We start from the raw sequence: 24,170 nt of genomic DNA, 5'->3' as shown, positions 1-24,170 counted from the left end.
GCATGCTTTGAAGCGGGATGTGCGCCATCTTCCGATGGCGCGCGCAGTCAAACCTTCAACGAGAGAGAGGCGTTTATCCGATGAAAGCTCATGCGCAACGACTCGTCGCCGCGCGCCTCGGCCTCGCGCTGCTCACGCTGCTGATCGTGTCGATGGTGGTGTTCGGCATCACCGGTCTCTTGCCCGGCGATGCCGCGCAACAGGCGCTCGGTCAGGCGGCGACGCCCGAACAGGTGGCGGCGCTGCGGCATCAGTTCGGCCTCGATCAGCCTGCCGTCACGCGTTATCTGCAATGGCTTCTGCATGTGGTGACGGGCAACTTCGGCACGTCGCTGTCGAACAATCTGCCGGTCAGTGAACTCATCTCGACGCGTCTGCCGAATTCGCTCGTGCTCGCGGGGTTGACCGCGCTGGTGTCGGTGCCGATCGCGTTGTTCATCGGCATTCTCTCGGCGATGTATCGCGGCTCGCTCGTCGATCGCGTGCTCAACGTGCTCACGCTTTCGACGGTGGCGGTGCCCGAGTTTCTGGTCGCGACCATCGCGGTGCTGATCTTCGCGGTGAAGCTGCGCTGGCTGCCGGCGTTGTCGTATCTGTCGGATGTATCGTCTTTCGGCGCGCTGGTGCGGACCTATGCGATGCCAGTGATGACGCTCTGCTGCGTGATCGTCGCGCAGATGGCGCGGATGACGCGCGCGGCGGTGCTCGATCAGCTCAACGCTTCGTATGTGGAGATGGCGGTCCTGAAAGGCGCCTCGCCCATGCGCGTCGTGTTGCGGCATGTGTTGCCGAACACCATCGGGCCGATTGCAAATGCGGTTGCGCTCTCGCTCTCGTATCTGTTCGGCGGCGTGGTGATCGTCGAATCGATCTTCAACTATCCCGGTCTCGCGAGCCTCATGGTCGACGCCGTCACCAATCGCGACATGCCGCTCGTGCAGGGCTGCGTGATGGTGTTCTGCGCGGCTTATCTCGCGCTCGTGCTCATCGCCGATCTGGCTCAGATCGTCTCCAACCCGAGGCTGCGTCAACGATGAATCGGAACGTCACTTCTCACGCCACGACCGTGCTATACGATCAGCCGCCCGCCGATGCCCCGCAGGAGCAAGCGCCCGTCGTCGTCAGGCGCGGCCTCATGAGCCGCCTCGTCAACCGCTTTTCGGTGCTGGGTCTCATCGGTCTGTTCATCGTCGTGTTCTGGCTCGTGATCGCGTTCGTCGGGCCGGTTGTCGCGCCTTATAAAGGCGGCGCGTTCACATCGACGGAAGTGTTCGGCTCGTATAGTGCGGCACATCTGCTCGGCACCGACTATCTCGGCCGCGACATGCTGAGCCGCATTCTTTACGGCACGCAGTACACGGTCGGCCTCGCGCTCGCCGCGACGGTGGCCGCGAGCGTCATCGGCACGTTCTTCGGTCTCGTGGCCGCCGTGTCGGGACGCTGGGTCGATGAAGTGCTGAGCCGCCTGTTCGATGCGCTCATTTCGATCCCGAGCAAGATTCTTGCGCTCGTCGTGATTGCCGCATTCGGCTCGTCCATTCCGATGCTGATGATGGTCGCCGCACTCGCCTATATCCCCGGTGCCTTCCGCATCTCGCGCTCCCTCGCGGTGAACATCATGACGCTCGAATACGTGCAGGTCGCGAAGGCGCGCGGCGAGAAGCTCTTCTATATCGCACGCGTCGAAGTGCTGCCCAACATGATTCACCCGATGCTCGCGGACTTCGGCCTGCGCTTCGTGTTCATCGTGCTGCTGCTTTCGGGCCTGAGCTTTCTCGGTCTCGGCGTGCAGCCGCCGAACGCGGACTGGGGCTCGCTCGTGCGCGAGAACATCGGCGGGCTGGCGGAAGGCGCGCCCGCGGTGCTGATGCCGGCAGTCGCGATCGCGACGCTGACTGTAGGCGTGAATCTGCTCATCGACAGTTTGCGTCGTCATGGCGCGCGTTCGCATGGAGGCGGCCAATGACATCGAACACAGGCACGAACATGATCGAAGTGAAAGGCTTGCGCGTCGTTGCTGGCGCGGCGCCGGATCCCGTCGTCGAGATCGTGAAGGGCGTCGACTTCACGGTGAAGAAGGGCGAAGTGCTCGCGCTGATCGGCGAGTCGGGATCGGGCAAGACGACCATCGCGCTCGCGCTGCTCGGTCATGCGCGCGGTGGTTGTTCTATCGCGGGCGGCTCGGTGAAGATCGGCGATACCGATGTGTTGTCGCTCGACGCGAAGGGCCGTCGCGCATTGCGTTCGCGCACCGTCGCGTATGTCGCGCAGAGCGCATCGGCGGGCTTCAATCCGGCGCGCACGATCATGGATCAGGTCACGGAACCCGCGCTGCTGCACAAACTCATGACGCCCGCTGTCGCGCGTGAGAAAGCGATCAGCCTGTTTCGTTCGCTCGCGTTGCCGAATCCCGAGACCATCGGCGATCGTTATCCGCATCAGGTGTCTGGCGGCCAGTTGCAGCGCTTGATGGCGGCAATGGCGCTGATCACCGATCCCGCCGTCGTCGTGTTCGATGAACCGACCACCGCGCTCGACGTGACCACGCAGATCGAAGTGCTCGCCGCATTCAAGGGCGTGGTGCGCGAGCTGGGCACGACGGCCGTGTATGTGTCGCACGATCTCGCGGTCGTCGCGCAGATGGCGGATCGCATCGTCGTGTTGAACGGTGGACGCGTGCGCGAGAACGGCGCGACCGCGCAAGTGCTCGACGCGCCGGCCGACGAGTACACGCGCCAGTTGCTCGCGGCAACGCGCCGTCCCGAAGTGGAACGCGCAACGCCCGACGATGCGCGCAAAGTCCCGCTGCTCGAAATCCGCAATCTGAGCGCGGGCTATGGACGCATAGATGCGAACGGCGTGCCCGCCGTGCGCGTGCTCGATGATGTGAGCCTGAAGATCGCGCGCGGCAGCACGCTTGGCGTGATCGGCGAATCGGGCTCGGGAAAGACGACGCTCGCGCGCGTGATCGCGGGTCTCGTCGATCGCGCGCACGGCGACGTGCTGCTCGACGGCGAATCGTTGCCAGCGAAACTATCGGAACGCACGCTGGATCAATATCGTCGCGTGCAGATCGTGTTTCAGAACGCCGATACCGCGTTGAACCCGAGCCGCACCATTGCCGATATTCTCGCGCGGCCCATGAACTTCTATCACGGTCTGCGGGGCGCGGCCGCGCAAAAGCGCATGCTGGAGCTGCTCGATCTCGTGAAGCTGCCTGCATCGATCGCGAAGCGTCAGCCGGGCGGCCTGTCGGGAGGGCAGAAGCAGCGTGTGAATCTTGCACGCGCGCTCGCGGCGAATCCCGAGCTCATTCTCTGCGATGAAGTGACGTCCGCGCTCGATACGGTCGTCGGCGCGGCGATTCTCGATCTGCTCGCCGAGCTGCGTCGCGAACTGAATGTGTCGTACATGTTCATCAGCCACGACATCTCGACCGTGCGCGCCATCTGCGATGAAGTCATCGTGCTGTATGCGGGCCAGTGCGTCGAAGCGGGCCAGCGCGATGCGCTTTCGCATCCGCCGTATCACCCTTATACGGGCTTGCTCGTCGATTCGGTTCCTGCGTTGCGTCCCGGCTGGCTCGATTCACGTCGTGCGATGGCGCTCGGCGCATTGCCCGCGCTCGGTCCGGAAAGCGATGCGCCCGAGTTGTGCAGCTTCCGTTCGCGCTGTGCGGCGCGCATCGACGGCAAGTGCAACGTGACGCCGCCCGCGAAGAAGACTTTGCCTTCGGGCGCGCACATCCTGTGTCATCACAGCGCCGACGATCTCGCGCGCATGCAGTCGATGGAAACGGTGACGGCATGAGCGGACGCTTCGTGAGAGTCGCCGAGAAAGGACGCAGGACGTTCGAGATCGTCATCGACGGCAAGCGCGCGCTCGCAGCCGAAGGCGACACGCTGATGGTCGCGCTGCTCACATCGCAGGAAGCATTGCGCGACTCCGAGTTCGGCGATGGCCGCCGCGCGGGCTTCTGCGTAATGGGCGCATGCCAGGACTGCTGGGTGTGGACCGCTAACGGCGAGCGCGTGCGCGCGTGCACGACGCAGGCGGCCGAAGGCATGTCGATCGTCACGCGTCTTGCAGAAGCGCAGGAGGGCGTATGGCCGCGACTGTGATCGTGATCGGCGCAGGACCGGCCGGCGTGCGTGCGGCGCAGGCGCTCGTCGAAGCGGGCTTGCGTCCCGTCGTTATCGATGAAGGCAGACGCGACGGCGGGCAGATCTATCGTCGTCAGCCGGAAGGATTCAAGCGCACGTACGAGACCTTGTACGGTACGGAAGCAGCGCGCGCGCGTGCATTGCACGATGCGTTCGATGCGTTGCGCCCGAAGATCGACTACGTGCCCGATACGCTCGTCTGGAACATCGAGCCGAATGCACTGCACACGGTGAGCGGCACGCGTCATCGCAAGCTCGCGTTCGATGCGCTCATCATTTGCAGCGGCGCGACCGATAGGCTAATGCCCGTTCCCGGCTGGCATCACGCGGGCGCGTATAGCCTCGGCGGCGCGCAGGTCGCGCTCAAATCGCAGGGCTGCGCGATCGGTTCGCGCGTCGTGATGATGGGCACCGGTCCGTTGCTCTATCTCGTCGCCGCGCAATACGTGAAGGCGGGCGCGACAGTAAGTGCGGTGCTCGATACATCGACGTTCGCGCAACGTCTGCGCGCGTTGCCGCAACTGCTCGCGATTCCATCGGCGTTAAGGAAGGGCGTCGCGTTGATGCGCGTGCTGAAAGATGCGCGCGTGCCGGTTCATCGCGGCATCACGCCGGTCGAGATTCGAGGCACGCCCGAGCATGGCGTGCAAGGCGTGCGCGTCAGGCAAGCCGATGGCGCGATGCTGCAAGTCGGATGCGATGCCGTCGCGCTCGGCTATCACTTGCGCCCTGAAACACAGCTAGCCGATCTCGCGGGCTGCGAGTTCCGCTTCGATCAGGCGTTGCAACAGTGGCTTCCCATCGCCGATGTGGATGGCCGCAGCAACGTGAAAGGCATCTATCTTGCCGGCGATGGCGCGCGCGTGCGCGGCGCGGATGCCGCCGAGCGCGCGGGACGTCTTGCGGCGCTCGCGGCGTTGAAGGACATCGGCATGACGTGCAGCGAAGACGAAGCCAACAAGTTGCGCTTGCAACTAAATCGCTTCACGCGTTTTGCTTCCGGCTTGCGCACCGCGTTTCCGTGGCCCGCGCGCTTTGCCGCCGCCTTGCCGGATGAAACCATCGTGTGCCGATGTGAAGCGATAACGGCAGGCGACCTGAGGCGCGTCGTGAACGACATGGGCGCAAAGGAAGCGAATCGCGCGAAGGCTTTTTCGCGCGTCGGCATGGGCCGGTGCCAAGGCCGCTTCTGCGCACATGCGGGCGCGGAAGTCATTGCAGCCGAAGCACGCGTGCCGCTGGAAGCGGTCGGCCGCTTGCGCGGGCAAGCACCGGTGAAACCTCTGCCCATGGCGCTCGCGCCGCACAAGGATCTGGAGACCAGCGAATGAACGAGCGCGCCGATGTGATCGTGATCGGCGGGGGCATCGTCGGCACGACGACCGCTTTCTTTTTGCGCCGTCGCAAGCGTTCCGTGATCCTGCTCGAACGCGGCTTGACCGGACAACAGGCGAGCGGCGTGAACTTCGGCGGCGTGCGTCGCCAAGGCCGCGCGCTGGAGCAACTCGCAATGTCGAATCGCGCGCTGCAAACGTGGCGGCGTTCCCGCGAACTGCTCGGCGAAGATGTCGAGTTCTTGCCATCGGGGCATACCCGCGTGTGCTATCACGCGCATGACGCGGAATACTTTCATCGCTATGCCGCCGATGCGCGCGCTTACGACCTCGATCTAGAAGTGCTCGAAGGCGCGGCCATGTTCGAGCGCTTTCCTTTTCTGGGCCGCGACGTGATCGCCGCATCCATCTCGCCGCTCGACGGCCACGCGAATCCGCGTCTTGCCGCGCCCGCGTTCGGGCGTGCCGCCGCGCGGCTCGGCGCGCGCGTCGTCGAGAACACGGAAGTGGTGCGCGTAGAAAAGGAAGCGGGCGGCTTTTGCGTGGAAAGCGCGGCGGGCGATGTGTATCGGGCGGAGCAAGTGCTGATTTGCGCGGGCGCGTGGGCCAATACGCTATCGACGCAATTCGGCGAACCCGTGCCGCTCGTCGCGCGCGGCCCGCAAATGGCGGTGACCGAACCCGTGCCTTACGTGTTCAAGGCTTCGATGGGCGTGTACACGTCGATCAAGGAAGAGAGCGTTTATTTCCGGCAAGTGGAGCGGGGCAATATCGTGCTCGGGGGCGGACCGCCCGGACCCGCGGACGCAGACACGCGACGCGCTTCGGTCCTGGCCGAGAACACCGTCGCGCAACTGGCGCAGTTCCGTCGCATGGTGCCCGCGATGCGCCCGCTGCATGTGATTCGCGTGTGGAGCGGCGTGGAAAGCTATCTGCCGGATTCGGAGCCGGTGATCGGTCCGAGTTCGAAAGCCGATGGCCTGTTCTACGCGTTCGGCTTCAGCGGATCGGGCTTTCAGATCGGACCGGGCGTGGGCGAGACGCTTGCCGAATTGCTCGATGCGGGCAGCACGCCGATCGATCTTTCTTCGTTTTCCATCAGACGATTTCAGCGCGCTTCGTTGACGCACGCGCAATCGCTTACTTCCGAGACTTCGCCATGAGCCAAGCCAATCTGGTCGACGCGCTCGCCTACATCGAATCCAATTTCGACAAGACCGTGAGCCTCGCGCAACTCGCGGATCTTTCGGCGCTGAGCGTGTCGCGCTTCGCGACCGTGTTTCGCGAGCAATTCGGACTTTCGCCGTACAAGTACCTGTGCGAGTTGCGCGTGCGGCGCGCGCAGACGTTATTGCTCGCGGGCGTGCCAGGATCGGTCGTCGCGACGGAAGTGGGCTTCTTCGATCAGAGTCATCTGGCGCGGCATTTCAAGCGCCTGTGCGGCATGACGCCGAGCGCGTTCGTCGAGCGCGCGCGCAGAAAAGCGCGCTCAGCCGAGCTCGATGCCGGTCTGGGCAAGCGCGTCACGCAAGCCCAGCCGCGGGTATTTGCTTTCGACGGAGCGCATGTCGCTTAGCGCTTCCTGGATGATCCATTCGCGCACGCTGGCGACGATGGGCCGCATCGACTTGTTCGGCGGCGTGAGCAGACAGCAACGCCGGCTCGTGACCACCAGTTCTTCTTCGGCAGGCACGAGCGCGCCTTGCGCGAGCCAGTGCGACGTCACGTTGAGCCATCCGAGCGCGATGCCTTGTCCGAGCAACGCCGCCTGCACGACGATCGCGTAATCGTTGAAACGCAACATGCCCGCTGCATGGCGCTCCTTTGAAGCGAACGCATGAAAACGCTCGTGCCAGCCGCGTTCTTCATCGTCCATCACGATGACGGTATCGCCATGCGCGCGCGCCGCATCGGTCTCTGCGAGTTCGTGATAACGCGGATTGCAAAGCGGCAAGAGCATCTCGGGCATCACGAGCACCGCGTGCTCGTCGATCTCTTCGTCGTGAACAAAGCGCATGCCGAGATCGACATCGACGAGCGGCCCGCCGATGCGCCCCGATATCAATTGAAACCGCAGATCGACCGATGGAAACGCCTGATTCAGACGGCTCATGCGCGGCATGAGCCAATGCGTGGTGAAGCCGGTCGATACGGAAAGCGTGACGGTCTCGATGCCCGTCGCGCGCGCCTCAATTTCGCGGATCGCACTTTCGATGCCGCTGAAGCCTTCGGAAATCTTGCGATAAAGAATCTCGCCGCTCTCCGTGAGTTCGATGCCGCCGCGCACGCGCTCGAAAAGCCGCACGCCGATATGGTCCTCCATGCGCGCGAGCATGCGGCTCACCGCGGGCTGACTCACATAAAGCTCCTGCGCGGCGCGCGTGAAATTACCGCAGCGCGCGGCCGCTTCGAATACGAAAAGCGCATTGGCGCTCGGCAGTTTCTTGCGAAGGTTTGGCATGACTTCATGTTATGCCCGATCCAACAATTTTGGAATTGCCGTCAAAAACATCGCGACTTAGTATTTTCCCAACCCCTCTATTTCCGACGAGACGAACGACATGGACGCACGCGCTAAAACGGGAGTGTCGATCAGGTCCGCGACGAAGCGCTATGGCGCGGTGACGGCGCTCGATGACGTATCGCTCGATATCGCGCCGGGCGAATTCGTCTCGCTGCTCGGGCCTTCTGGCTCGGGCAAGACGACGCTGCTCGGCATTCTCGGCGGCTTCGTGCAGCCGAGCTCGGGCAGCGTGTGGGTCGGCGAGCGTGACATTACATTTGCGCCACCGCACAAGCGCGATATCGGCATCGTGTTTCAGAACTACGCGCTCTTTCCGCACATGACGGTAGGCGAGAACGTCGCGTTCTCGCTGCGTGCGCGGCGCGAGCCGAAATCGACATGGGCGAAGCGCGTCGCCGAAGCACTCGCCATGGTCGAACTCAAAGGTTATGAAAGCCGCAGCATCCATCAGCTTTCAGGCGGACAGAAGCAACGCGTGGCGCTTGCCCGCGCAATGGTGTTTCAACCGCAACTCATTCTGATGGACGAGCCGTTGTCCGCGCTCGACAAGCAACTGCGCGAGACCATGCAAATCGAATTGCGCAGGCTGCATCGGCAGCTCGGGGCGACCATCGTCAACGTGACGCACGACCAGCGCGAAGCACTCACGATGAGCGATCGCGTCGCCGTGTTGAAGGACGGCAGGCTCGTGCAGATCGACACACCCGAGCGCCTGTACGACCGTCCTTGCGATGCGTTCGTCGCGAGCTTCATCGGCGAAGCGACGATGCTCGATGTCACGCGCGCCGGCGACGATGCCGTGCGTCTCGGCGATACGATTCTGCGCACCGCGCATCCATTGCCGCGCGGCGAGAAGCTATTGCTCGCGGTGCAAACGGAAAAGCTCGTCATCGACGGCGAGAACCGTCATGCGGATGCGAACCGTCTTTCATGCCGCGTGACCGAAGTGCTCTATCAAGGCGAGAGCCTGCGCGTGTTCGCCGCGCTCGCCGACGGCACGGCGATCAGTCTTCGGCAACCCGGCAGCCACGACGCGCGCAAGCGCATCCCCGAGCCGGGCGCATCGATGACGGTCGCGCTCGATCCGCAAGACACGATCGTCGTGTCGGCCTGATTTCTTCTCACCGCCTGTGCACGGGCGATTTCGACTGCAAACGTAGATACGCAACCCGAAAAGGATGACGCAATGAATCTCACCGATTTCAAGGTCCTGACCTTCGATGTCGTCGGCACGCTGATCAACTTCGAAAAAGGCGTGCTCGATTCCGTGCGCCGGCTGGGCGGAGCGAAGGCAAAGGACCTGACCGACGATCAGATCTTCGAGCCGTACATGGAAGGGCGCGCGAAGTATCCGGGCAGATCGAGTCATGAAATGGCGAACGTGTATCTGCATCTCGCGAGCAAACTCGGCTTGCCCGACGATGCGCAATCCGCCGCGGCATTCCAGCGCGATGTGCTCGAATGGCCCGCATTCGAAGACTCGGTGGCGGCATTGAAGCGTCTGCGCAAGCACTTTCGTCTTGTCGCGATGACCAACGCGGATCGCGTTGCGTTGTCGGCCTATGCTCACACGCTCGGCAATCCGTTCGACGATACGGTCTGCTGCGATGAGACCGGCGTCGCCAAACCCGATCCGCAATTCTTTGCCTATAACCGTGGACGTCAGGCGGCGTTCGGCTATAAGTTCGAAGAGATCCTGCATACGGCGCAGAGCCAGTATCACGACATCGGCATCGCAACGAAGCTCGGTTATTCGACATGCTGGATCGAGCGGCGCCAGGGCATGAAGGGCTTCGGCGCGACACCCGTGCCCGAGAGCGTGACGACGCCGACGTGGAAGTTCGCGACGCTCGCCGCGCTCGCGGATGCCGTCGACGACGAACTCCGCGCCGCCGCCTGACCATGCGCGCCCCGACGACACCGCTGCGCCCGCAACCGGACTCGTTGTGGCGGGCGATAGCCGCGCCGATGAGCACCGGCGCACCGCTCGCACGCGATATCGATGTCGAAGTGGCGATCATCGGCGCGGGCTATTCGGGCTTGAGCGCCGCGTATGCGCTGCAAAAGCGCGGCGTCGAATGCACGGTGCTGGATGCGAATCCGATCGGCTGGGGCGCAAGCGGACGCAATGGCGGCGTGGTGTCGTCGAAGTTTCGTCTCTCGTTTCCGACGATCGCGAGCACGCATGGCATCGATGTCGCGAAGCGCATGCATCGGCTCGCGCACGATGGCGTGCGCACCGTCGAGGCGTTCGTCGACGAGTTCAAGCTCGAACGCGCGCGCTTCGAACATACGGGCAGCCTGCGTTGCGCGCATACGGAACGTGCGCTCGCATCGATATGCGCCGAGGCGGACTGGGTTCGCACGACGCTCAACGATACGTCGATGAGCGTGCAATCTCGTGCTGAAGTCGAACATGAGACAGGCTCGAAGGGCTTCGTCGGCGGCGTGTTGAGCGCGGACGCGGGCACGATCCTGCCGCTCGAATACGTGCGCGGCATCGCGGCCGGTCTGAACGCGCGCGGCGTGCCGATCTACGAAGCGACGCCTGTCATCGACATGTCGCGCGAACAGGACGGCCGCGTGCTGTTGACGGCGCCCGGCGGCACGGTGCGCGCGAAGCAGGTCATCGTCGCGACGAACGCCTATTCGAATCTGACCGAGGCAACCGCTTCATATCATCGCGAGCTCGTGCCGTTCAGAAGCGCGATGATCGCGACCGCGCCCTTATCTCCGGAACTCGATGCGCAGTTGATGGTGAACCGCCGCAGCTACACCGAAACGCGCCGCATGATGAAGTGGTTCCGCAACGTCGATGGCCGCATGTTGTTCGGCGGCCGCGACGCGTTCGGCAAGGAAGGCGAGCCGACCGGCTTCGATGCGCTGCAACGCGCGATGGTCGCGCTCTTTCCGCAATTGAAGGACGTGCCGGTGGAATTTCGCTGGTCGGGTTATGTCGGGATGACCTTCAACGCATTGCCGCACGTGGGCCGCAGCGACGATGCGACCACGTTCTGTCTCGGCTATAACGGCGCCGGTGTCGCGATGGCGAGCCTGATCGGTCAGCATGCCGCTGCGCTTGCGCTCGGTGAGAAGCCCGAACTCGCGCTGCTCGCGCAAGACGGCTTGCGGCCCGTACCGTTTCATGCGTTGCGCGCGCCGGGTGTGCGGCTCGTCGCTGCGTGGTATCAGTTCCTCGATGCAGTAGGTGCATGATGACGACAGCCAAACGGATTCTCCAGGACCCCGCCGTGATGCAACCCGCGACGATCGATCCATCGGTGCGGCATCAGCGACGCGAAGACCGCGCGATGCTGCTGTTGATGGCGCCCGCGCTGTTCGTGGTCGTCGTATTGCTCGTCGTGCCGCTCGCGTGGCTGTCGTGGCAATCGTTCTATCACGACGGCGTGTTCTCGCTCGTCAATTACAAGCGTGTCTTTACCGGTGCCTATCTCGACACCTTTCTGCTGACGTTCAAGCTCAGTTTCATCGTGACGGCGATTACGCTGCTGCTCGGCTATCCCGTCGCGTATTTCGCGGCATCGATATCGCCGCGATGGAGCGCGCTCGTGCTCGGCATGGTGATTCTTCCGTTCTGGACGAGCGTGCTCGTGCGAACGTATGCGTGGCTCGTGCTCTTGCAACGCACCGGTCTCATCAACAAGGCGCTGCTCGGCATGGGTCTGATCGAGCGCCCGTTACAGCTTTCGTATAACCAGTTCGGCACGATCATCGCGATGGTGCATATCCTGTTGCCGTTCATGGTGCTGCCGCTCTACTCCGCGATGCAGAAGATTCCGCCAAATCTCTCGCAAGCAGGTGCGAGTCTCGGCGGTTCGCCGCTGCATGTGTTATTGCGCGTGTTTCTGCCGCTGTCGATGAGCGGGGTGCTCGCGGGCGTCACGCTCGTCTTCGTGCTGTGCCTCGGCTTCTATATCACGCCCGAGCTGATGGGCGGCGGCAAGTCGATGATGGTGTCGATGATCGTGAGCCGCAACGTCGAGATCTACAACAGTTGGGGCGCGGCAAGCTCGGTGAGCGTGGTGCTGCTTATTTGCGTGTGCGCGATCTTCTATTGCGTGAGCCGCGTGATTCCGCTCGAAAAGACACTGGGGGCGAAATGAATACCTTATCGTTCGGCCGCGTGACGCTCGGTGCATCGGTGATGCTGATTCTCGCGTTTCTGATGATTCCCGTGGTCATCGTCGTGCCGCTGTCTTTCTCGGATGCGCGTTTCCTCACGTTTCCGCCGCCTGCGTATTCGTTGCGCTGGTATCACGCGTTCTTCGATAATCCCGCGTGGATCGATGCGGCGAAGACCACCTTTGCGGCCTCGACGTGCGCGGCCTTGATCGCGACGCCGGTCGGCATCGCGGCGGCATACGGCATCCAGTATGGATCGCACTGGTCGTTGCGCTATCTGCGCACATTGCTGATGCTGCCGCTGATGGTGCCGATCATCATCGTTGCAGTGGGCGTGTTCTTCGTCTTCACGCAGATGGGTTATGTGAACACGCTTGGCGGTCTCATCATCGCGGATACGATGCTCGGCCTGCCGTATGTGCTCATTTCCGTCGGCGCGGACTTGCGCACGTTCGATCGCACGCAGGAGATGGTCGCGCGCAGTCTCGGCATGAATCGCTTTCGCGCGTTCATGGCGGTGACGTTGCCGCAGATCAAGGCGAGCGTGATCTCGGGTGCCGTGTTCGTGTTCATTCAGGCGCTCGATGAAACCGTCGTTGCGCTCTTCATTTCGGGCGGCAACAATCAGACGCTCACGCGCCGCATGTTCGTCACGCTGCGCGATGAAATCGATCCGACCATCGCCGCCATCAGCACGATGCTGACGGCGTTGACCTTGTGTCTCGTGATGATCGTCGTCGTGAGCCGGCGATCTTCGGCTGCGGCGCGAGCCTGAATCTTTCACAACGAAAAACCATGCGACATCTACAGCAGTTCTATATCGACGGCGAATGGGTCGAACCGTACGGCGATACACGTTTGCCGGTCATCGATCCATCGACTGAAGAAGCGATCGGCGAGGTCGCGCTCGGCGATGCGCGCGATGTCGATCGCGCGGTCGCGGCGGCGCGGCGTGCGTTCTCATCGTTTTCACGGGCGAGCGTCGCAGAGCGCGTAGCGTTGCTCGAGCGTTTGCTCGAAGCGTATGTCGCGCGTTACGACGAGATGGCCGATGTCATCTCGCGCGAGATCGGCGCACCGGCGAAGCTCGCTCATGCGTGGCAGGCCGCGCTCGGCAAGCGTCATATCCAAGAGACGCTGCGCACGGTCGAACGCTTTCAATGGCAACGCAAGAAGGGCACGACGCTCGTCAATCACGAGCCCGTGGGCGTGGCCGCGCTCATCACGCCGTGGAACTGGCCGATCAATCAGATCGTCTGCAAGGTCGCGCCTGCGCTCGCGGCGGGATGCACGGTCGTGTTGAAGCCGAGCGAAGTGTCGCCGATGAACGCCGTGCTTTTCGCCGAAATCATCGATGCGGCCGGCGTGCCCAAAGGCGTCTTCAATCTCGTCAATGGCGATGGTCCGACCGTCGGCGCGGCGTTGAGCGCGCATCCGGATGTGGACATGGTGTCGTTCACCGGATCGACGCGCGCGGGCATCGAGATCGCGAAGCTGGCCGCGCCGACCGTGAAGCGCGTGCATCAGGAACTCGGCGGCAAGTCGGCGAACATCCTGCTGGACGATGCCGATTTCGAAGTAGCCGTCACGGCCGGCGTGAATTCGTGCTTCAGCAACAGCGGTCAATCCTGCAATGCGCCGACGCGAATGCTCGTGCCCGCATCGCGGCACGACGAAGCGGTGCAGATCGCGTTGCGCGCGGCGCAGAAGCAGCGCGTCGGCTCACCGAGCGATCCGGCGACGACGATGGGCCCCGTCGTCAGCGACGTGCAGTTCGAACGCGTGCAGCGGATGATCGATGTCGGCATAGAAGAGGGCGCTGCACTGGTGACGGGCGGCGCGGGGCGTCCCGCTGGACTCGAACGCGGTTATTACGTGAAGCCGACCGTGTTCGCTAACGTGAATCCTTCGATGACCATCGCGCGCGAGGAAATCTTCGGCCCGGTGCTCGCGATCATGCCGTATCGCGATGAAGAAGAAGCGATCGCCATCGCGAACGACACGCCTTATGGCCTGGCGGCTTACGTGCAATCGCAGGATCAGGAGCGCGCGCGCCGCGTGGCGATGAGAATGCGCGCGGGCAGTGTCTACGTGAACTATCCGGCGTGGGATCCGGGCTCGCCGTTCGGCGGCTACAAGCAGTCGGGCAATGGGCGCGAATATGGCGAGTGGGGACTGGAAGCGTTTCTCGAAGTGAAGGGCATCGTGGGTTACGGCGCCTGAGTCACGGCGTGCGCGGCCGGTTCATGCTTGTCGAGGACCGTGCCGCGCAATGCATCCGCCACGCGCTCGGCGATCATGATCGTCGGCACGTTCGTATTCGCGCATGGAATCGACGGCATCAACGACGCGTCGCATACATGCAGACCTTCGATGCCATGCACCGCGCCGCGCGCATCGGTCACGGCCAGCGGATCGCTCGATGAACCCATGCGGCACGTTCCCGACGGATGCCATGTCCCGCCGACATGGCGCATGACGAACTCAGTCATCTTGCGATCATCGGCGAGCAGTTCGTCGATCGTAATGCCTTGCGTCACGACGCCTTTGATCAACGCACCACGCAACGGCCCGGCGATATCGAGCAGCGCGCTCAACGCGCCGCGCTGGAGCGCATTCCATGTTCCCGGCACCGCCACCGCTGCAACGCGCGGTGAATAGCTCGATGGAAAGATCGCATCCATCGAAGCCGATGCAAGCGTTGCAGCGCCGAAACGCAGCGCGAGCTTGAGCCGTTCGAGATCGCGGGAATCGGAGAGCATCGCGAAGTCGACGTTGGGTTCATCGAATGCATTCGCCGATGCCAGCGTGACGCGTCCGCGCGAATAGGACTTGTTGACCCAGAAGAAGATCGTGCCCAGCCGATAACCCACCGAATGCCAGCCCGAACGCGACAGGATCGCGCCGTGCATGTCGCCTTGAACGGTGTCGGCCAGGCCGGATGAAAAGCGCACGATCGCCTGCTCGTGATGTTCATCCGGAAACGGCGTGCGTGCGGCGCGCGGCAAAAAACGCGGAGACCGCTATCGAAGGATGTTCCATCAGATTGCGCCCGACGCCGGGACGATCCGTCACTACGTCGATGCCGAGCGCGGCGAGTTCATCGCCGGGGCCGATGCCGCTTCGCATCAGCAATGCGGGACTGTGAATCGCACCCGCCGATACGATCACGCGATGCGCGCGCAAGTCTTGACGCGTGCCGTCGGCGCGAACGATGCGCGCACCGATCGCGCGCTTGCCATCGAACAGAATGCATTCGACGACATCGCCGGTGCGTATCGTCAGATTGTCGCGAGCGCGCGCGGCATCGTCGAGATAGCAAACCGAGGTCGGTATGCGTTCTGCGTTCGCGCTGACCGCGATCGCACCGATGAACGTGCCGTCTTCCCAAGGTCCGTTCTGATCGTCGCGCAAGGCGTGGCCCCTATCGGCAAGCGAGGCGAGCACCGTGCGCACGAACGGCGAAATGCGCGGCCATGCCGTGCGTTGAATGCGTAACGGGCCATCGCTGCCGTGCAGCGGGCCGGTGACATCGCAATCGGTTTCCAGCTTGCGAAAGTAGGGCAGACACGCTTGCCAGTTCCAGCCATCGGCGCCAAGCGCTTCCCATTCATCGTAATCGGATGGAGAGCCGCGATTGGCCATTAACGCATTGATCGCCGAGCCGCCGCCGAGAAGCCGCGCCTGTTCATAGCGTCGCAGCGCCGCGGCGCGTTCGCTCATGCGCGCTTTCAATGCCTGCCAGATGTTGCGCGTGTCGAGATATGCGCGGCCCGGATAGCGGCTGCGGATGGCATCGGGCATCGTGCGCGCGGAGATGTCGCGGCCCGCTTCGACGAGACACACGGTCGCGCGCGCATCTTCGGAAAGGCGTGCGGCCAGCACGCAGCCGGCCGAGCCGCCGCCCAGAATCAGAAAGTCGAACACGTCGGCGTTATTGCATGAACTTGAGCCAGCGCGCCTTCGCCTGAATGCCGGACTCGGAAGCCCACCATTCTTCGGAAAGCAACGCCTGCTTCGCCGCATTCGCGGGCGCGCTCGGCAATTCGGATGCGCGCTTGTCGGTGATCTTGCCGGTCTTGAATGCAGCCGGATTGCCCGGACCGTAATCGATATAAAGCGGCAGATTCGCCTGCAATTCCGGCGATACGGCCGCGTTAAGGAAGCGCACGGCTTCGTTCATGTTCGGCGCGTTCTTGAGGATGCAAAGCTGCGTGTTCTGCAGAATGCCGTCGTTGAACGTGAAGGCGACATCCGGATTGTCCTTCATCACGGCGCTCGCGCGGCCGTTCCAGATCATCGTCATGTCGACTTCGCCGTCGTGCAGCAATTGCGCCGACTGTCCGCCCGAAGTCCACCACACCGTGACGTTCGGCTTGATCTCTTCGAGCTTCTTGAACGCGCGATCCACGTCGAGCGGATAGAGCTTGTCGCGCTGCACGCCATCCGCGAGCAGTGCGGCTTCGAGCACCGTCATCGGATCGTTGCGCAGTGCGCGCGTGCCGGGGAAGTTCTTGACGTCCCAGAAGTCCTTCCAGCTTTGCGGCACTTTCTTCAGCGACTTCTTGTTATAGCCGATGACCGTCGAATAGAACTCGTACGCCACCGAATAGGGCGTGCGGTATTTTTCGGGAATGGCTGCGGCGTTGGGTAACTTCGAGAAGTCGAGCTTTTCGAGCAGCCCTTCGCGCCCGCCGCGCAAGCAGTTCGACGTGGGCGTATCGACGACGTCCCAGATCGGCTTGCCGGTTGAGCCTTGCGCCTTAATCTGCGGCCACGCATCCGGAATGCTGTCCTGGTTGATCGTGATGCCGAGCTCTTTCGCGGCGGGATCGAGAATCGCCTTGGTTTGCGCTTCCTGATACGCGCCGCCTTGCGATACGAACGTGATCTTGCCCGCTGCGAACGACGGCGCCGCGCTCGCGATGGAGAGCAGCAATGTCATGGCCAGCGGACGAACGGGAAAGTGCGGACAGCGGAATCTTGCAATCTTCATCACGGCGTTTTCCTCGACAAGATTGAAGCAGTGGACGTCCTGCAGATCGCGGTCCCGTCCGGCTTCGAGCGAAGACGAGGACGGCGCGCGGATGACTAAAAATATATTGAGTCAAATACGCGGGGGCAACGCCGGAATTGTTGGAGTGACCATGACCTGATGTTATGTCAGCGCAATGGCCACGTCCGATGCACGTTCAGAAGATCACGTAGACCTTGCGCATGGTTTCATCGACTTCCCATGTGCCTTCGGTGTTGGCCGCGAAGAAGAGCGTATCACCGCCGGTGAAGTGGATCGTGTCCTCGCCATCGGGCGTGAAGCGGCCACGGCCGGCCAGAAAATGCATGACCTCCGCTTCCTTCACCGAACGCCGGTACGTGCCCGGCGTGCATTCGAATACGCCCGTATCGATTGCTTCGCTGCCGGGAATCACTTTTTGCACGCCGGATATCTTTATTTCCTGCGTGCCGGGAAGTCCCGCCGTGCCCCAGTCTTCCAGTCCTTCGATTGCTATGCTCTGTTTGAGTTGCTGTACTTTCATTTGCTTTCTTGCCTCTTGATGGTTTTGGGTGATTGCCGGATCCCGTTATCGCGTCGGTCTATTAGCGTTGCCCCTGTGCGGGGCGGCAGTCACTTTCTTTGCCGTCGACCAGAGTTAGCGCTTTAGCGCTTACTCTGGTCCTTTCAAAGAAAGCAACCAAAGAAAGCAGCTTCCGATACGCCCGCGGTCACACGCAGTTTGGGTAGTCCTCTCGTCGTTCGTGGGCTGCCTAAAGAGTGCCCTCATAGGCCCCATCGGGCTTGGCTCGCGCACGGTCTGCCACATCGCACCACACAACAAACTGGTTCAGCACCAAATAGCTCCGGCTCGCTTCGCGGCCGATGGGTCCATCGGGAATGCGCGTGCTTCTCTACTAACGTCTCCATCTCGCTGCAATCGCCGCCCTTTGGTTTCCCTTGCAGACCCGGCGGCAGCGCGTAGCGCTGTGCCGAAGCTCTTTCGTGCTGAACCAGTGTCCTCAGCGTTTTCGGGCGGCGGACCGTGCGCGAGCCAAGCCCGGTTATTGTGATGAGGGCACTCTTTAGGCGAGTGCCATCGAGGACGAGAGAACTACCCAAATTGCGTGTGACCGCGGGCCTGAAAAGCTGCTTTCTTTGCTTACTTTCTTTGCAGCAGCAAAGAAAGTGAGTGCCGCCCCGCACAGGGGCAACGCTAATAGACCGACGCGAAAGCGGGATCCGGCGACTACTGGAAGGAAAGTGAGTGCCGCCCCGCACAGGGGCAGCGCTGATAGACCGACAAGTACACGGGATCCGGCGACCTCACATCACAACCGTAGAACAGTGCTTCAACGAGCCAAACCACCTGCCACGGTTCTAAACAGCTCGAATGCGCCGTTCGATCTTGCCGAGCCGCACGACCGTCACGCCCGGACGCAACTGCCGCAGCGACGGCATCACGAGCATGCAATCGTCATAGGGCGTTTCGACCGCAACGCCCTCCGCCCAGCCGATCACGCTGCCCGCTTTCGGAAACACTTCGAGCCCCGTGTAGGCATCGGCGAAACGGAAGTCCATGCTCCTGGCTACGACCGGTTCCGTCACACGGACAACGAGCATTTCCTGCGGCGATGGCTGAACCCATCCGGCGGGCAAGTCTTCTTCGTCGATCACGCCGGATAGCAAAAGAAAGCGCGCGGTCACGTCGCGCGCGACGGTCACGGCATTCGCTTCCCAGTGCTGTCCGCATTCGATGAGCAACGCGTTCTTGTCGCTCGAAGGATCGCCGAAGCCTTCGTAATCGCGCATGCGCCGTCCTTCCGGATGACCTTCGTCGCAGATCACGGTCGCAGGCGTGCCGAGCCTCGCCGACAAGTCGATGCCTTTATCGAGCGGTCCCGCGACGATCAACGGCTTGCTCTTCTCGTGCATCGAATGAAGATCGAGCAGAAGGTCCACCGTATCGATGACGGGCCGCATCGCGCGGGCGCGGCGCAGCTCGCTCGAATCGCGCGACATGTCATCGAGCGCTTGCGCGGTCCATACGCGATTGAAGTCCTGATCGACGAAGCGCGATGCATCGGGCTTGCTCGCATCGAAACGCGCGTAAGCATCGACGTTCGCGAACGCGAGCGTGAGCTTGCCGCGCCGCGGGCGCAGTCCGGCACGCAGCAAGGCATCGACGACGATCGCGCCGCACACTTCGTTGCCGTGCGTGAGCGCGTTGATCATCACATGCGGACCGTCGATGCCCGAATCGAACGTATGCACATACGGCACGCCCGCGTTGCCCGAGGCATGCGCGCCGATATCGGGGAACGCGATCTCGATCGGGTATGCGTTTGAATGCGCGTTCATTCGAGCCCGCCCTGGCAGAGGTATTTGATCGAGAGGTAATCGTCGAGGCCGTACTTCGAGCCTTCGCGACCATAGCCCGATTCCTTGACGCCGCCGAACGGTGCGGCCTCGCTCGCAATCGCGCCTTCGTTGATGCCGACGAGTCCCGATTCGAGCAGACGCGATACGCGATCGATGCGCTTCAGGTTCTGGCTATAGAAGTACGCTGCGAGGCCGAAAGGCGTGTCATTGGCGGCGCGGATCGCCTCGGCTTCGTCGTCGAAGCGAAACAGCGGCACGACCGGGCCGAAGGTTTCTTCGCAGCTCAACTGCATGTCGGACGTTGCATCGGCGAGCACGGTCGGCGCGTAATAGTTGGGGCCGAGTTCCGCGAGACGCTTGGCGCCCGTCAGCGCGCGTGCGCCGCGCTTCAACGCGTCGTTTACATGACGCTCGATCTTTTCGACCGCGCGCGCGTTGATCATCGGGCCGATCTGCGCATCGGAATCAGTTGCAGGCGCAACTTTCAATGCGGCGACGCGCTTCGCGAGCAGGTCAGCGAACTTGTCATACACGGACGACTGCACATAGACGCGATTCGGGCACACGCAAGTCTGTCCGCCATTGCGGAATTTCGATGCCATCAATCCGGTGACGGCGGCATCGAGATCGGCATCGTCGAATACGATGAAAGGCGCATTGCCGCCGAGTTCCAGCGACAGCTTCTTCAACGTGCCCGCCGATTCCCGCGCGAGATACTTGCCCACCGGCGTCGAGCCGGTGAAGGTGATCTTGCGCACGCGGCCATCTTCGAGCCAGTCGGCGACCGCGTCCTGCGCGTTTTCGCGCGATGCGCTGATGAGATTCAACGCGCCCGCCGGCACGCCCGCTTCATGGGCGAGCATCACGAGCGCGAGCGCCGTGAGCGGCGTATCTTCGGCCGGCTTGCCGACGACCGTGCAACCCGCCGCGAGCGCGGGCGCGATCTTGCGCGCAATCATCGCGAGCGGGAAATTCCACGGCGTGATCGCAGCGACGACGCCGACCGGTTCCTTCACCGCGCTCATGCGCTTGCCGCGTTGCTGCTGCGGAATGATGTCGCCGTAGATGCGCGTGGCTTCGTCCGCGAACCACGCGACGTAAGACGCGCCGTACATCACCTCGCCGCGGCCTTCCGCGAAGGGCTTGCCCTGTTCGAGCGAGATGAGACGTCCGAGCGCATCGGCATGCTCGACGATCAGCGCGTGCCAGCGATGCAGGACCGCGGCGCGATCTTTCGGCAGCGTATCGCGCCACGCGGGGAAGGCGCGCGCGGCGGCATCGGTGGCGGCGCGGGCATCGGCGGGGCCGCTGTCGGCCACTTGCGCGATGACGTCGCCCGTCGCGGGATCGGTGACGGCGAAGCGTCGGCCGCTTGCAGCGGCAACCCATTTGCCGTCGATGAAGTTATCGGCGCGAATCAGATCGCTCAGTTCATATCGTTGCGTCATGGTGGTCTCCAGAAAAGTCAGGCGAGCATTTGCGCAATGGCCGCGCCGACTTCCGTCGTCTTCGCCTTGCCGCCGAGATCGCCCGTATGCGGACCTTCCTTCAATACCGCCGTGATCGCGGCAAGCATCGCATCGTGTGCTTCGCGTTCGCCGAGGAAGTCAAGCATCATCGCCGCCGACCAGATCATCGCGACGGGATTCGCGATGCCCTTGCCCGCGATATCCGGCGCGGAGCCATGCACCGGCTCGAACAACGACGGGAAGTTGCGCTCCGGATTCATGTTGGCCGAAGGCGCGATGCCGATCGTGCCCGTGCAGGCCGGACCGAGATCGGAAAGAATGTCGCCGAAGAGATTGGTGGCGACGACCACATCGAAGCGATCCGGGCTCAGTACGAAGCGCGCGCACAGAATGTCGATGTGCTGCTTGTCCCACTTGATCTCGGGATACTGCGCGGCGATTTCGGCGGCACGCGTATCCCACCACGGCATGCTGATCGAAATGCCGTTGCTTTTAGTTGCGACCGTAACTTTCTTCTCGCGCTTTTGCGCAAGATCGAATGCGAACTTCAACACGCGCTCCGCGCCCTTGCGCGTGAAGATCGACGTCTGCGATACGAACTCGCGTTCGGTGCCTTCGAACATCGTGCCGCCGACCGATGAATACTCGCCTTCGGTGTTCTCGCGCACGATCATGAAGTCGATATCGCCCGCCTTGCGATTCGCGAGGGGCGAGGGCACGCCGTCGAAAAGACGAGCGGGGCGCAGATTGATGTATTGATCGAACTCGCGCCGGAATTTGAGCAGCGAGCCCCACAGCGAGATATGGTCGGGAACGGTATCGGGCCAGCCGACCGCGCCGAACAGGATCGCATCGGCATCTTGCAACTGCGCCTTCCAGTCGTCCGGCATCATCTGGCCGTGCTGCGCGTAGTAATCGCAACTTGCCCATTCGATATGCCGGTACTCCAGTTCGATACCGAAGCGCTTGCTCACCGCGTCGAGCGCGCGCACTGCTTCGGGCATCACTTCCTTGCCGATGCCGTCGCCCGGAATCACGGCAATACGATATTTGCTGGACATGTGCTACTCCGCGTGAAAATGATCGACGATAAAAAGCACGCACGTGCATAAAGCGCGTGCGTCCGTTGAATGCATGAGAATGAGAGGCGCGCGCCTCAGTGATGGTTCTGCGAGAAGAGCGTTTCGAGCGGGTAATGCGTCTTCACGAACGACGTCTTGATGATGACGTAGCTGAAGTACTTCTCGATGCCGATGCCGCGCTCCAGCAGCCCTTCGATAATACTTTGATAGTGACTCACGCTGCGCGTGACGAACTTGAGCAAATAGTCGTAACCGCCGCTCGCGAGATGACATTCGACGATCTCGTCGACATCCTTCACGGCATTCACGAAGTTGATGAAGTCTTCGCGGCGATGATCGGCGAGCGTGACTTCGGTGAAGACCACCTGCACGTCGCCGAGCTTTTCGAGCTGAATCTGCGCGCCATAACCGACGATATAACCCGCCTTTTCCAGCCGTTTCACGCGAATCAGGCAAGGGCTGGGCGAGAGGCCGACCGCATCGGCGAGTTCCACGTTCGTGATGCGCCCGCGCTTCTGCAATTGCGAGAGGATACGCAGATCGATTCGGTCCAGCTTGCTGTCGGTGCTCATCGCGGCGGGTTCGGTCTCGCATGTCGGCGGTCGGTCGATGTTATCACGCAGCCGCGCGCGAACTAAAGCCCGATGCGCCTTTCAATGCATCGCGCACGTCGCTTTGCGCGAGTACATCGTCGAGTGTCTTCGTGAGGCGCTCGAACAGCATGTCGAAGTTCGCTTCGGTATAACAAAGCGCGGGCGCGAAGCCGAGAATGTTATCGCCGAATGCGCGGAACACGAGGCCGTTTGCATAAGCTGCGGCGGCAATGCGGTCGGGCAGCTTGAGCGATGCATCGAAGCCGCGCTTGCTGTTTTTATCGGCGACGAGTTCGAGCGCGCCGAGCAAGCCGCGATGCCGCGAATCGCCGACGAGCGGATGATCGAGCAACGCATCGAGCCCTTGCGCGAAACGCGGCGCCAGCGATTGCGCATTCGCGAGCAGGCCGCCTTCGTGATACAGCCGCATCACTTCGAGGCCGATCGCTGCGCTCACCGGATGCGCCGAATACGTATGTCCATGACCGATGACCGCCGACACATCTCCGCCATCCGCGATGCCCTGGTAGACCGCATCGGACATGAGGACCGCGCCCATCGGCGCATAACCCGCGGTGAGTCCCTTCGCGACCGTCATCAGATCGGGCTCGACGCCTTCGCCTTCGCACGCGAAGAGCGGGCCAGTGCGGCCGAAGCCCGTGATGACTTCATCCGCGACGAAGAGGATATCGAGCTTGCGGCACGCTTCGCGCATCGCCTTCAGCCAGCCTTTGGGCGGCACGATCACGCCGCCCGAGCCTTGAATCGGCTCGCAGAAGAATGCGGCGACGTTGTCCGCGCCGAGTTCCGCGACCTTGGCTTCGAGCGCTTGCACCGAAGCGGCGATGAGCGCGGCGTCATCGGCGTAATCGTTGCGGTACGCGTACGGCGAAGGAATGTGATGCTGCGTCGGCAGCGGCAAATCGAAGTTGCGATGGAACGCAGGCAACGCGGTCATGCCCGCGCCGATCGACGACGATCCGTGATAGCCGCGTTGCAGCGCGATCAAATGCTTCTTCGACGGACGGCCCGTCGCGTTGTAGTAGTGCGTGATGAAGCGCAGCGCGGAATCGACGGCATCGGAGCCGCCGAGCGTGAAGTACACATGTTGCAGCGAAGCAGGCGCGAGCTCGACGAGCTTCGCGGCGAGTTCGATGGCAGGCTCCGAGCCGAAATGAAAATAGCCCGTGGCGTAGGGCAGTTTCGCCATCTGCTTCGCGGCGGCCTCGACGATGCTCGCGTGTCCATAACCCGTGTTCACGCACCACAGGCCGGAGAACGCATCGAGCAGTTCGCGGCCTTCGATGTCGCGCAGGAACACGCCATCGGCGGAATCGAGCACGGTGACGCCGCGCGCTTCATGCGCGCGATAACTGACGACTGGATGAATCAGATGCTTACGGTCGGACTCGACAAGCGACTTGATCGACATGATGCGGCTCTCTCTTCGCGAAGGGGGCGGAATGGCTCTTGACCGTTTCATACTA

21 protein-coding genes and 1 pseudogene are annotated in these 24,170 nt (G+C 62.6%); 13 read left to right on the top strand and 9 right to left on the bottom strand.

Going from position 1 to position 24,170, the window contains the following annotated elements; genetic code table 11:
* Window positions 1-80: 80 nt before the first annotated feature.
* Genes BG60_RS03180 through BG60_RS03150 form a run of 7 tightly spaced genes read left to right on the top strand, consistent with a single transcriptional unit; the run spans window position 81 to window position 7,073 of the window.
* Window positions 81-1,037 carry an ABC transporter permease gene (locus tag BG60_RS03180; protein ID WP_008346990.1) on the top strand — a complete coding sequence of 319 codons (957 nt, stop codon included), beginning with the start codon at window positions 81-83 and terminating at the stop codon, window positions 1,035-1,037.
* Window positions 1,034-1,966, top strand: a complete 933-nt coding sequence (locus BG60_RS03175) for an ABC transporter permease (protein ID WP_008346989.1) — start codon at window positions 1,034-1,036, stop codon at window positions 1,964-1,966. Before BG60_RS03180 ends, BG60_RS03175 begins: the two co-directional genes overlap by 4 nt.
* Window positions 1,963-3,810: an ABC transporter ATP-binding protein gene (locus BG60_RS03170; RefSeq protein WP_008346987.1), complete on the top strand. Its 1,848-nt coding sequence runs from the start codon at window positions 1,963-1,965 to the stop codon at window positions 3,808-3,810. The genes BG60_RS03175 and BG60_RS03170 overlap by 4 nt, the downstream gene beginning before the upstream one ends.
* Complete coding sequence (locus tag BG60_RS03165; protein ID WP_008346985.1) at window positions 3,807-4,121, top strand: (2Fe-2S)-binding protein; 315 nt, start codon at window positions 3,807-3,809, stop codon at window positions 4,119-4,121. The genes BG60_RS03170 and BG60_RS03165 overlap by 4 nt, the downstream gene beginning before the upstream one ends.
* On the top strand, window positions 4,106-5,494 hold the full coding sequence (locus BG60_RS03160; RefSeq protein ID WP_008346983.1) for an FAD/NAD(P)-dependent oxidoreductase: 1,389 nt from the start codon (window positions 4,106-4,108) through the stop codon (window positions 5,492-5,494). The genes BG60_RS03165 and BG60_RS03160 overlap by 16 nt, the downstream gene beginning before the upstream one ends.
* Window positions 5,491-6,660, top strand: a complete 1,170-nt coding sequence (locus BG60_RS03155; protein ID WP_008346982.1) for an NAD(P)/FAD-dependent oxidoreductase — start codon at window positions 5,491-5,493, stop codon at window positions 6,658-6,660. The genes BG60_RS03160 and BG60_RS03155 overlap by 4 nt, the downstream gene beginning before the upstream one ends.
* Window positions 6,657-7,073 (top strand): helix-turn-helix domain-containing protein, encoded by a 417-nt coding sequence (locus BG60_RS03150; RefSeq protein ID WP_008346981.1) that lies wholly within the window; start codon window positions 6,657-6,659, stop codon window positions 7,071-7,073. The genes BG60_RS03155 and BG60_RS03150 overlap by 4 nt, the downstream gene beginning before the upstream one ends.
* Here BG60_RS03150 and BG60_RS03145 read toward each other — a convergent pair.
* Window positions 6,987-7,958, bottom strand: coding sequence for a LysR family transcriptional regulator (locus BG60_RS03145; protein ID WP_008346980.1), 972 nt, complete (start codon window positions 7,956-7,958; stop codon window positions 6,987-6,989). The two genes, BG60_RS03150 and BG60_RS03145, sit on opposite strands and share 87 nt — an antisense overlap.
* 100 nt (window positions 7,959-8,058) lie before the next feature.
* On the opposite strand from BG60_RS03145, the gene BG60_RS03140 reads away from it, so the two are divergent.
* From BG60_RS03140 to BG60_RS03115, 6 genes are all read left to right on the top strand, one after another.
* On the top strand, window positions 8,059-9,135 hold the full coding sequence (locus tag BG60_RS03140; protein WP_008346979.1) for an ABC transporter ATP-binding protein: 1,077 nt from the start codon (window positions 8,059-8,061) through the stop codon (window positions 9,133-9,135).
* A gap of 72 nt (window positions 9,136-9,207) precedes the next feature.
* Window positions 9,208-9,921: an HAD-IA family hydrolase gene (locus tag BG60_RS03135; RefSeq protein WP_008346978.1), complete on the top strand. Its 714-nt coding sequence runs from the start codon at window positions 9,208-9,210 to the stop codon at window positions 9,919-9,921.
* A 2-nt stretch (window positions 9,922-9,923) separates the two neighbouring features.
* A complete protein-coding gene (locus BG60_RS03130) occupies window positions 9,924-11,237 on the top strand; it encodes an NAD(P)/FAD-dependent oxidoreductase (RefSeq protein ID WP_034470211.1) in 1,314 nt (437 codons plus the stop codon).
* Window positions 11,234-12,145: an ABC transporter permease gene (locus BG60_RS03125; RefSeq protein ID WP_034470209.1), complete on the top strand. Its 912-nt coding sequence runs from the start codon at window positions 11,234-11,236 to the stop codon at window positions 12,143-12,145. The genes BG60_RS03130 and BG60_RS03125 overlap by 4 nt, the downstream gene beginning before the upstream one ends.
* Window positions 12,142-12,939, top strand: coding sequence for an ABC transporter permease (locus BG60_RS03120; RefSeq protein ID WP_008346975.1), 798 nt, complete (start codon window positions 12,142-12,144; stop codon window positions 12,937-12,939). Before BG60_RS03125 ends, BG60_RS03120 begins: the two co-directional genes overlap by 4 nt.
* 20 nt (window positions 12,940-12,959) lie before the next feature.
* Window positions 12,960-14,387, top strand: coding sequence for an aldehyde dehydrogenase family protein (locus tag BG60_RS03115; RefSeq protein WP_008346974.1), 1,428 nt, complete (start codon window positions 12,960-12,962; stop codon window positions 14,385-14,387).
* On the opposite strand, the pseudogene BG60_RS03110 reads toward BG60_RS03115, so the two are convergent.
* From BG60_RS03110 to BG60_RS03075, 8 genes and pseudogenes are all read right to left on the bottom strand, one after another.
* Window positions 14,375-16,091 (bottom strand): annotated as a pseudogene (locus tag BG60_RS03110) (GMC family oxidoreductase). The gene BG60_RS03115 and the pseudogene BG60_RS03110 overlap by 13 nt on opposite strands.
* A gap of 7 nt (window positions 16,092-16,098) precedes the next feature.
* Window positions 16,099-17,160 (bottom strand): ABC transporter substrate-binding protein, encoded by a 1,062-nt coding sequence (locus BG60_RS03105; RefSeq protein ID WP_008346971.1) that lies wholly within the window; start codon window positions 17,158-17,160, stop codon window positions 16,099-16,101.
* Window positions 17,161-17,356: 196 nt separating this feature from the next.
* Window positions 17,357-17,701: a cupin domain-containing protein gene (locus BG60_RS03100; RefSeq protein ID WP_008346969.1), complete on the bottom strand. Its 345-nt coding sequence runs from the start codon at window positions 17,699-17,701 to the stop codon at window positions 17,357-17,359.
* An 836-nt stretch (window positions 17,702-18,537) separates the two neighbouring features.
* Window positions 18,538-19,518, bottom strand: coding sequence for a M14 family metallopeptidase (locus BG60_RS03095; RefSeq protein WP_008346967.1), 981 nt, complete (start codon window positions 19,516-19,518; stop codon window positions 18,538-18,540).
* Window positions 19,515-20,987, bottom strand: coding sequence for an NAD-dependent succinate-semialdehyde dehydrogenase (locus BG60_RS03090; RefSeq protein WP_008346965.1), 1,473 nt, complete (start codon window positions 20,985-20,987; stop codon window positions 19,515-19,517). The genes BG60_RS03095 and BG60_RS03090 overlap by 4 nt, the downstream gene beginning before the upstream one ends.
* Window positions 20,988-21,004: 17 nt before the next feature.
* Window positions 21,005-22,069: a tartrate dehydrogenase gene (locus BG60_RS03085; protein ID WP_008346962.1), complete on the bottom strand. Its 1,065-nt coding sequence runs from the start codon at window positions 22,067-22,069 to the stop codon at window positions 21,005-21,007.
* A gap of 95 nt (window positions 22,070-22,164) precedes the next feature.
* Window positions 22,165-22,662 carry an Lrp/AsnC family transcriptional regulator gene (locus tag BG60_RS03080; protein ID WP_008346961.1) on the bottom strand — a complete coding sequence of 166 codons (498 nt, stop codon included), beginning with the start codon at window positions 22,660-22,662 and terminating at the stop codon, window positions 22,165-22,167.
* Window positions 22,663-22,705: 43 nt separating this feature from the next.
* Entirely contained in the window at window positions 22,706-24,115 is a 1,410-nt protein-coding gene (locus tag BG60_RS03075; protein ID WP_008346959.1) for an aspartate aminotransferase family protein, read from the bottom strand.
* Between the last annotated feature and the right edge of the window lie 55 nt (window positions 24,116-24,170).

It is taken from the genome of Caballeronia zhejiangensis, assembly GCF_000698575.1.
Classification (GTDB): Bacteria; Pseudomonadota; Gammaproteobacteria; order Burkholderiales; family Burkholderiaceae; genus Caballeronia; species Caballeronia zhejiangensis.
The sequence above is the reverse complement of the archived record's forward strand: the minus strand, read 5'-3'. Positions and strand labels throughout refer to the sequence as shown.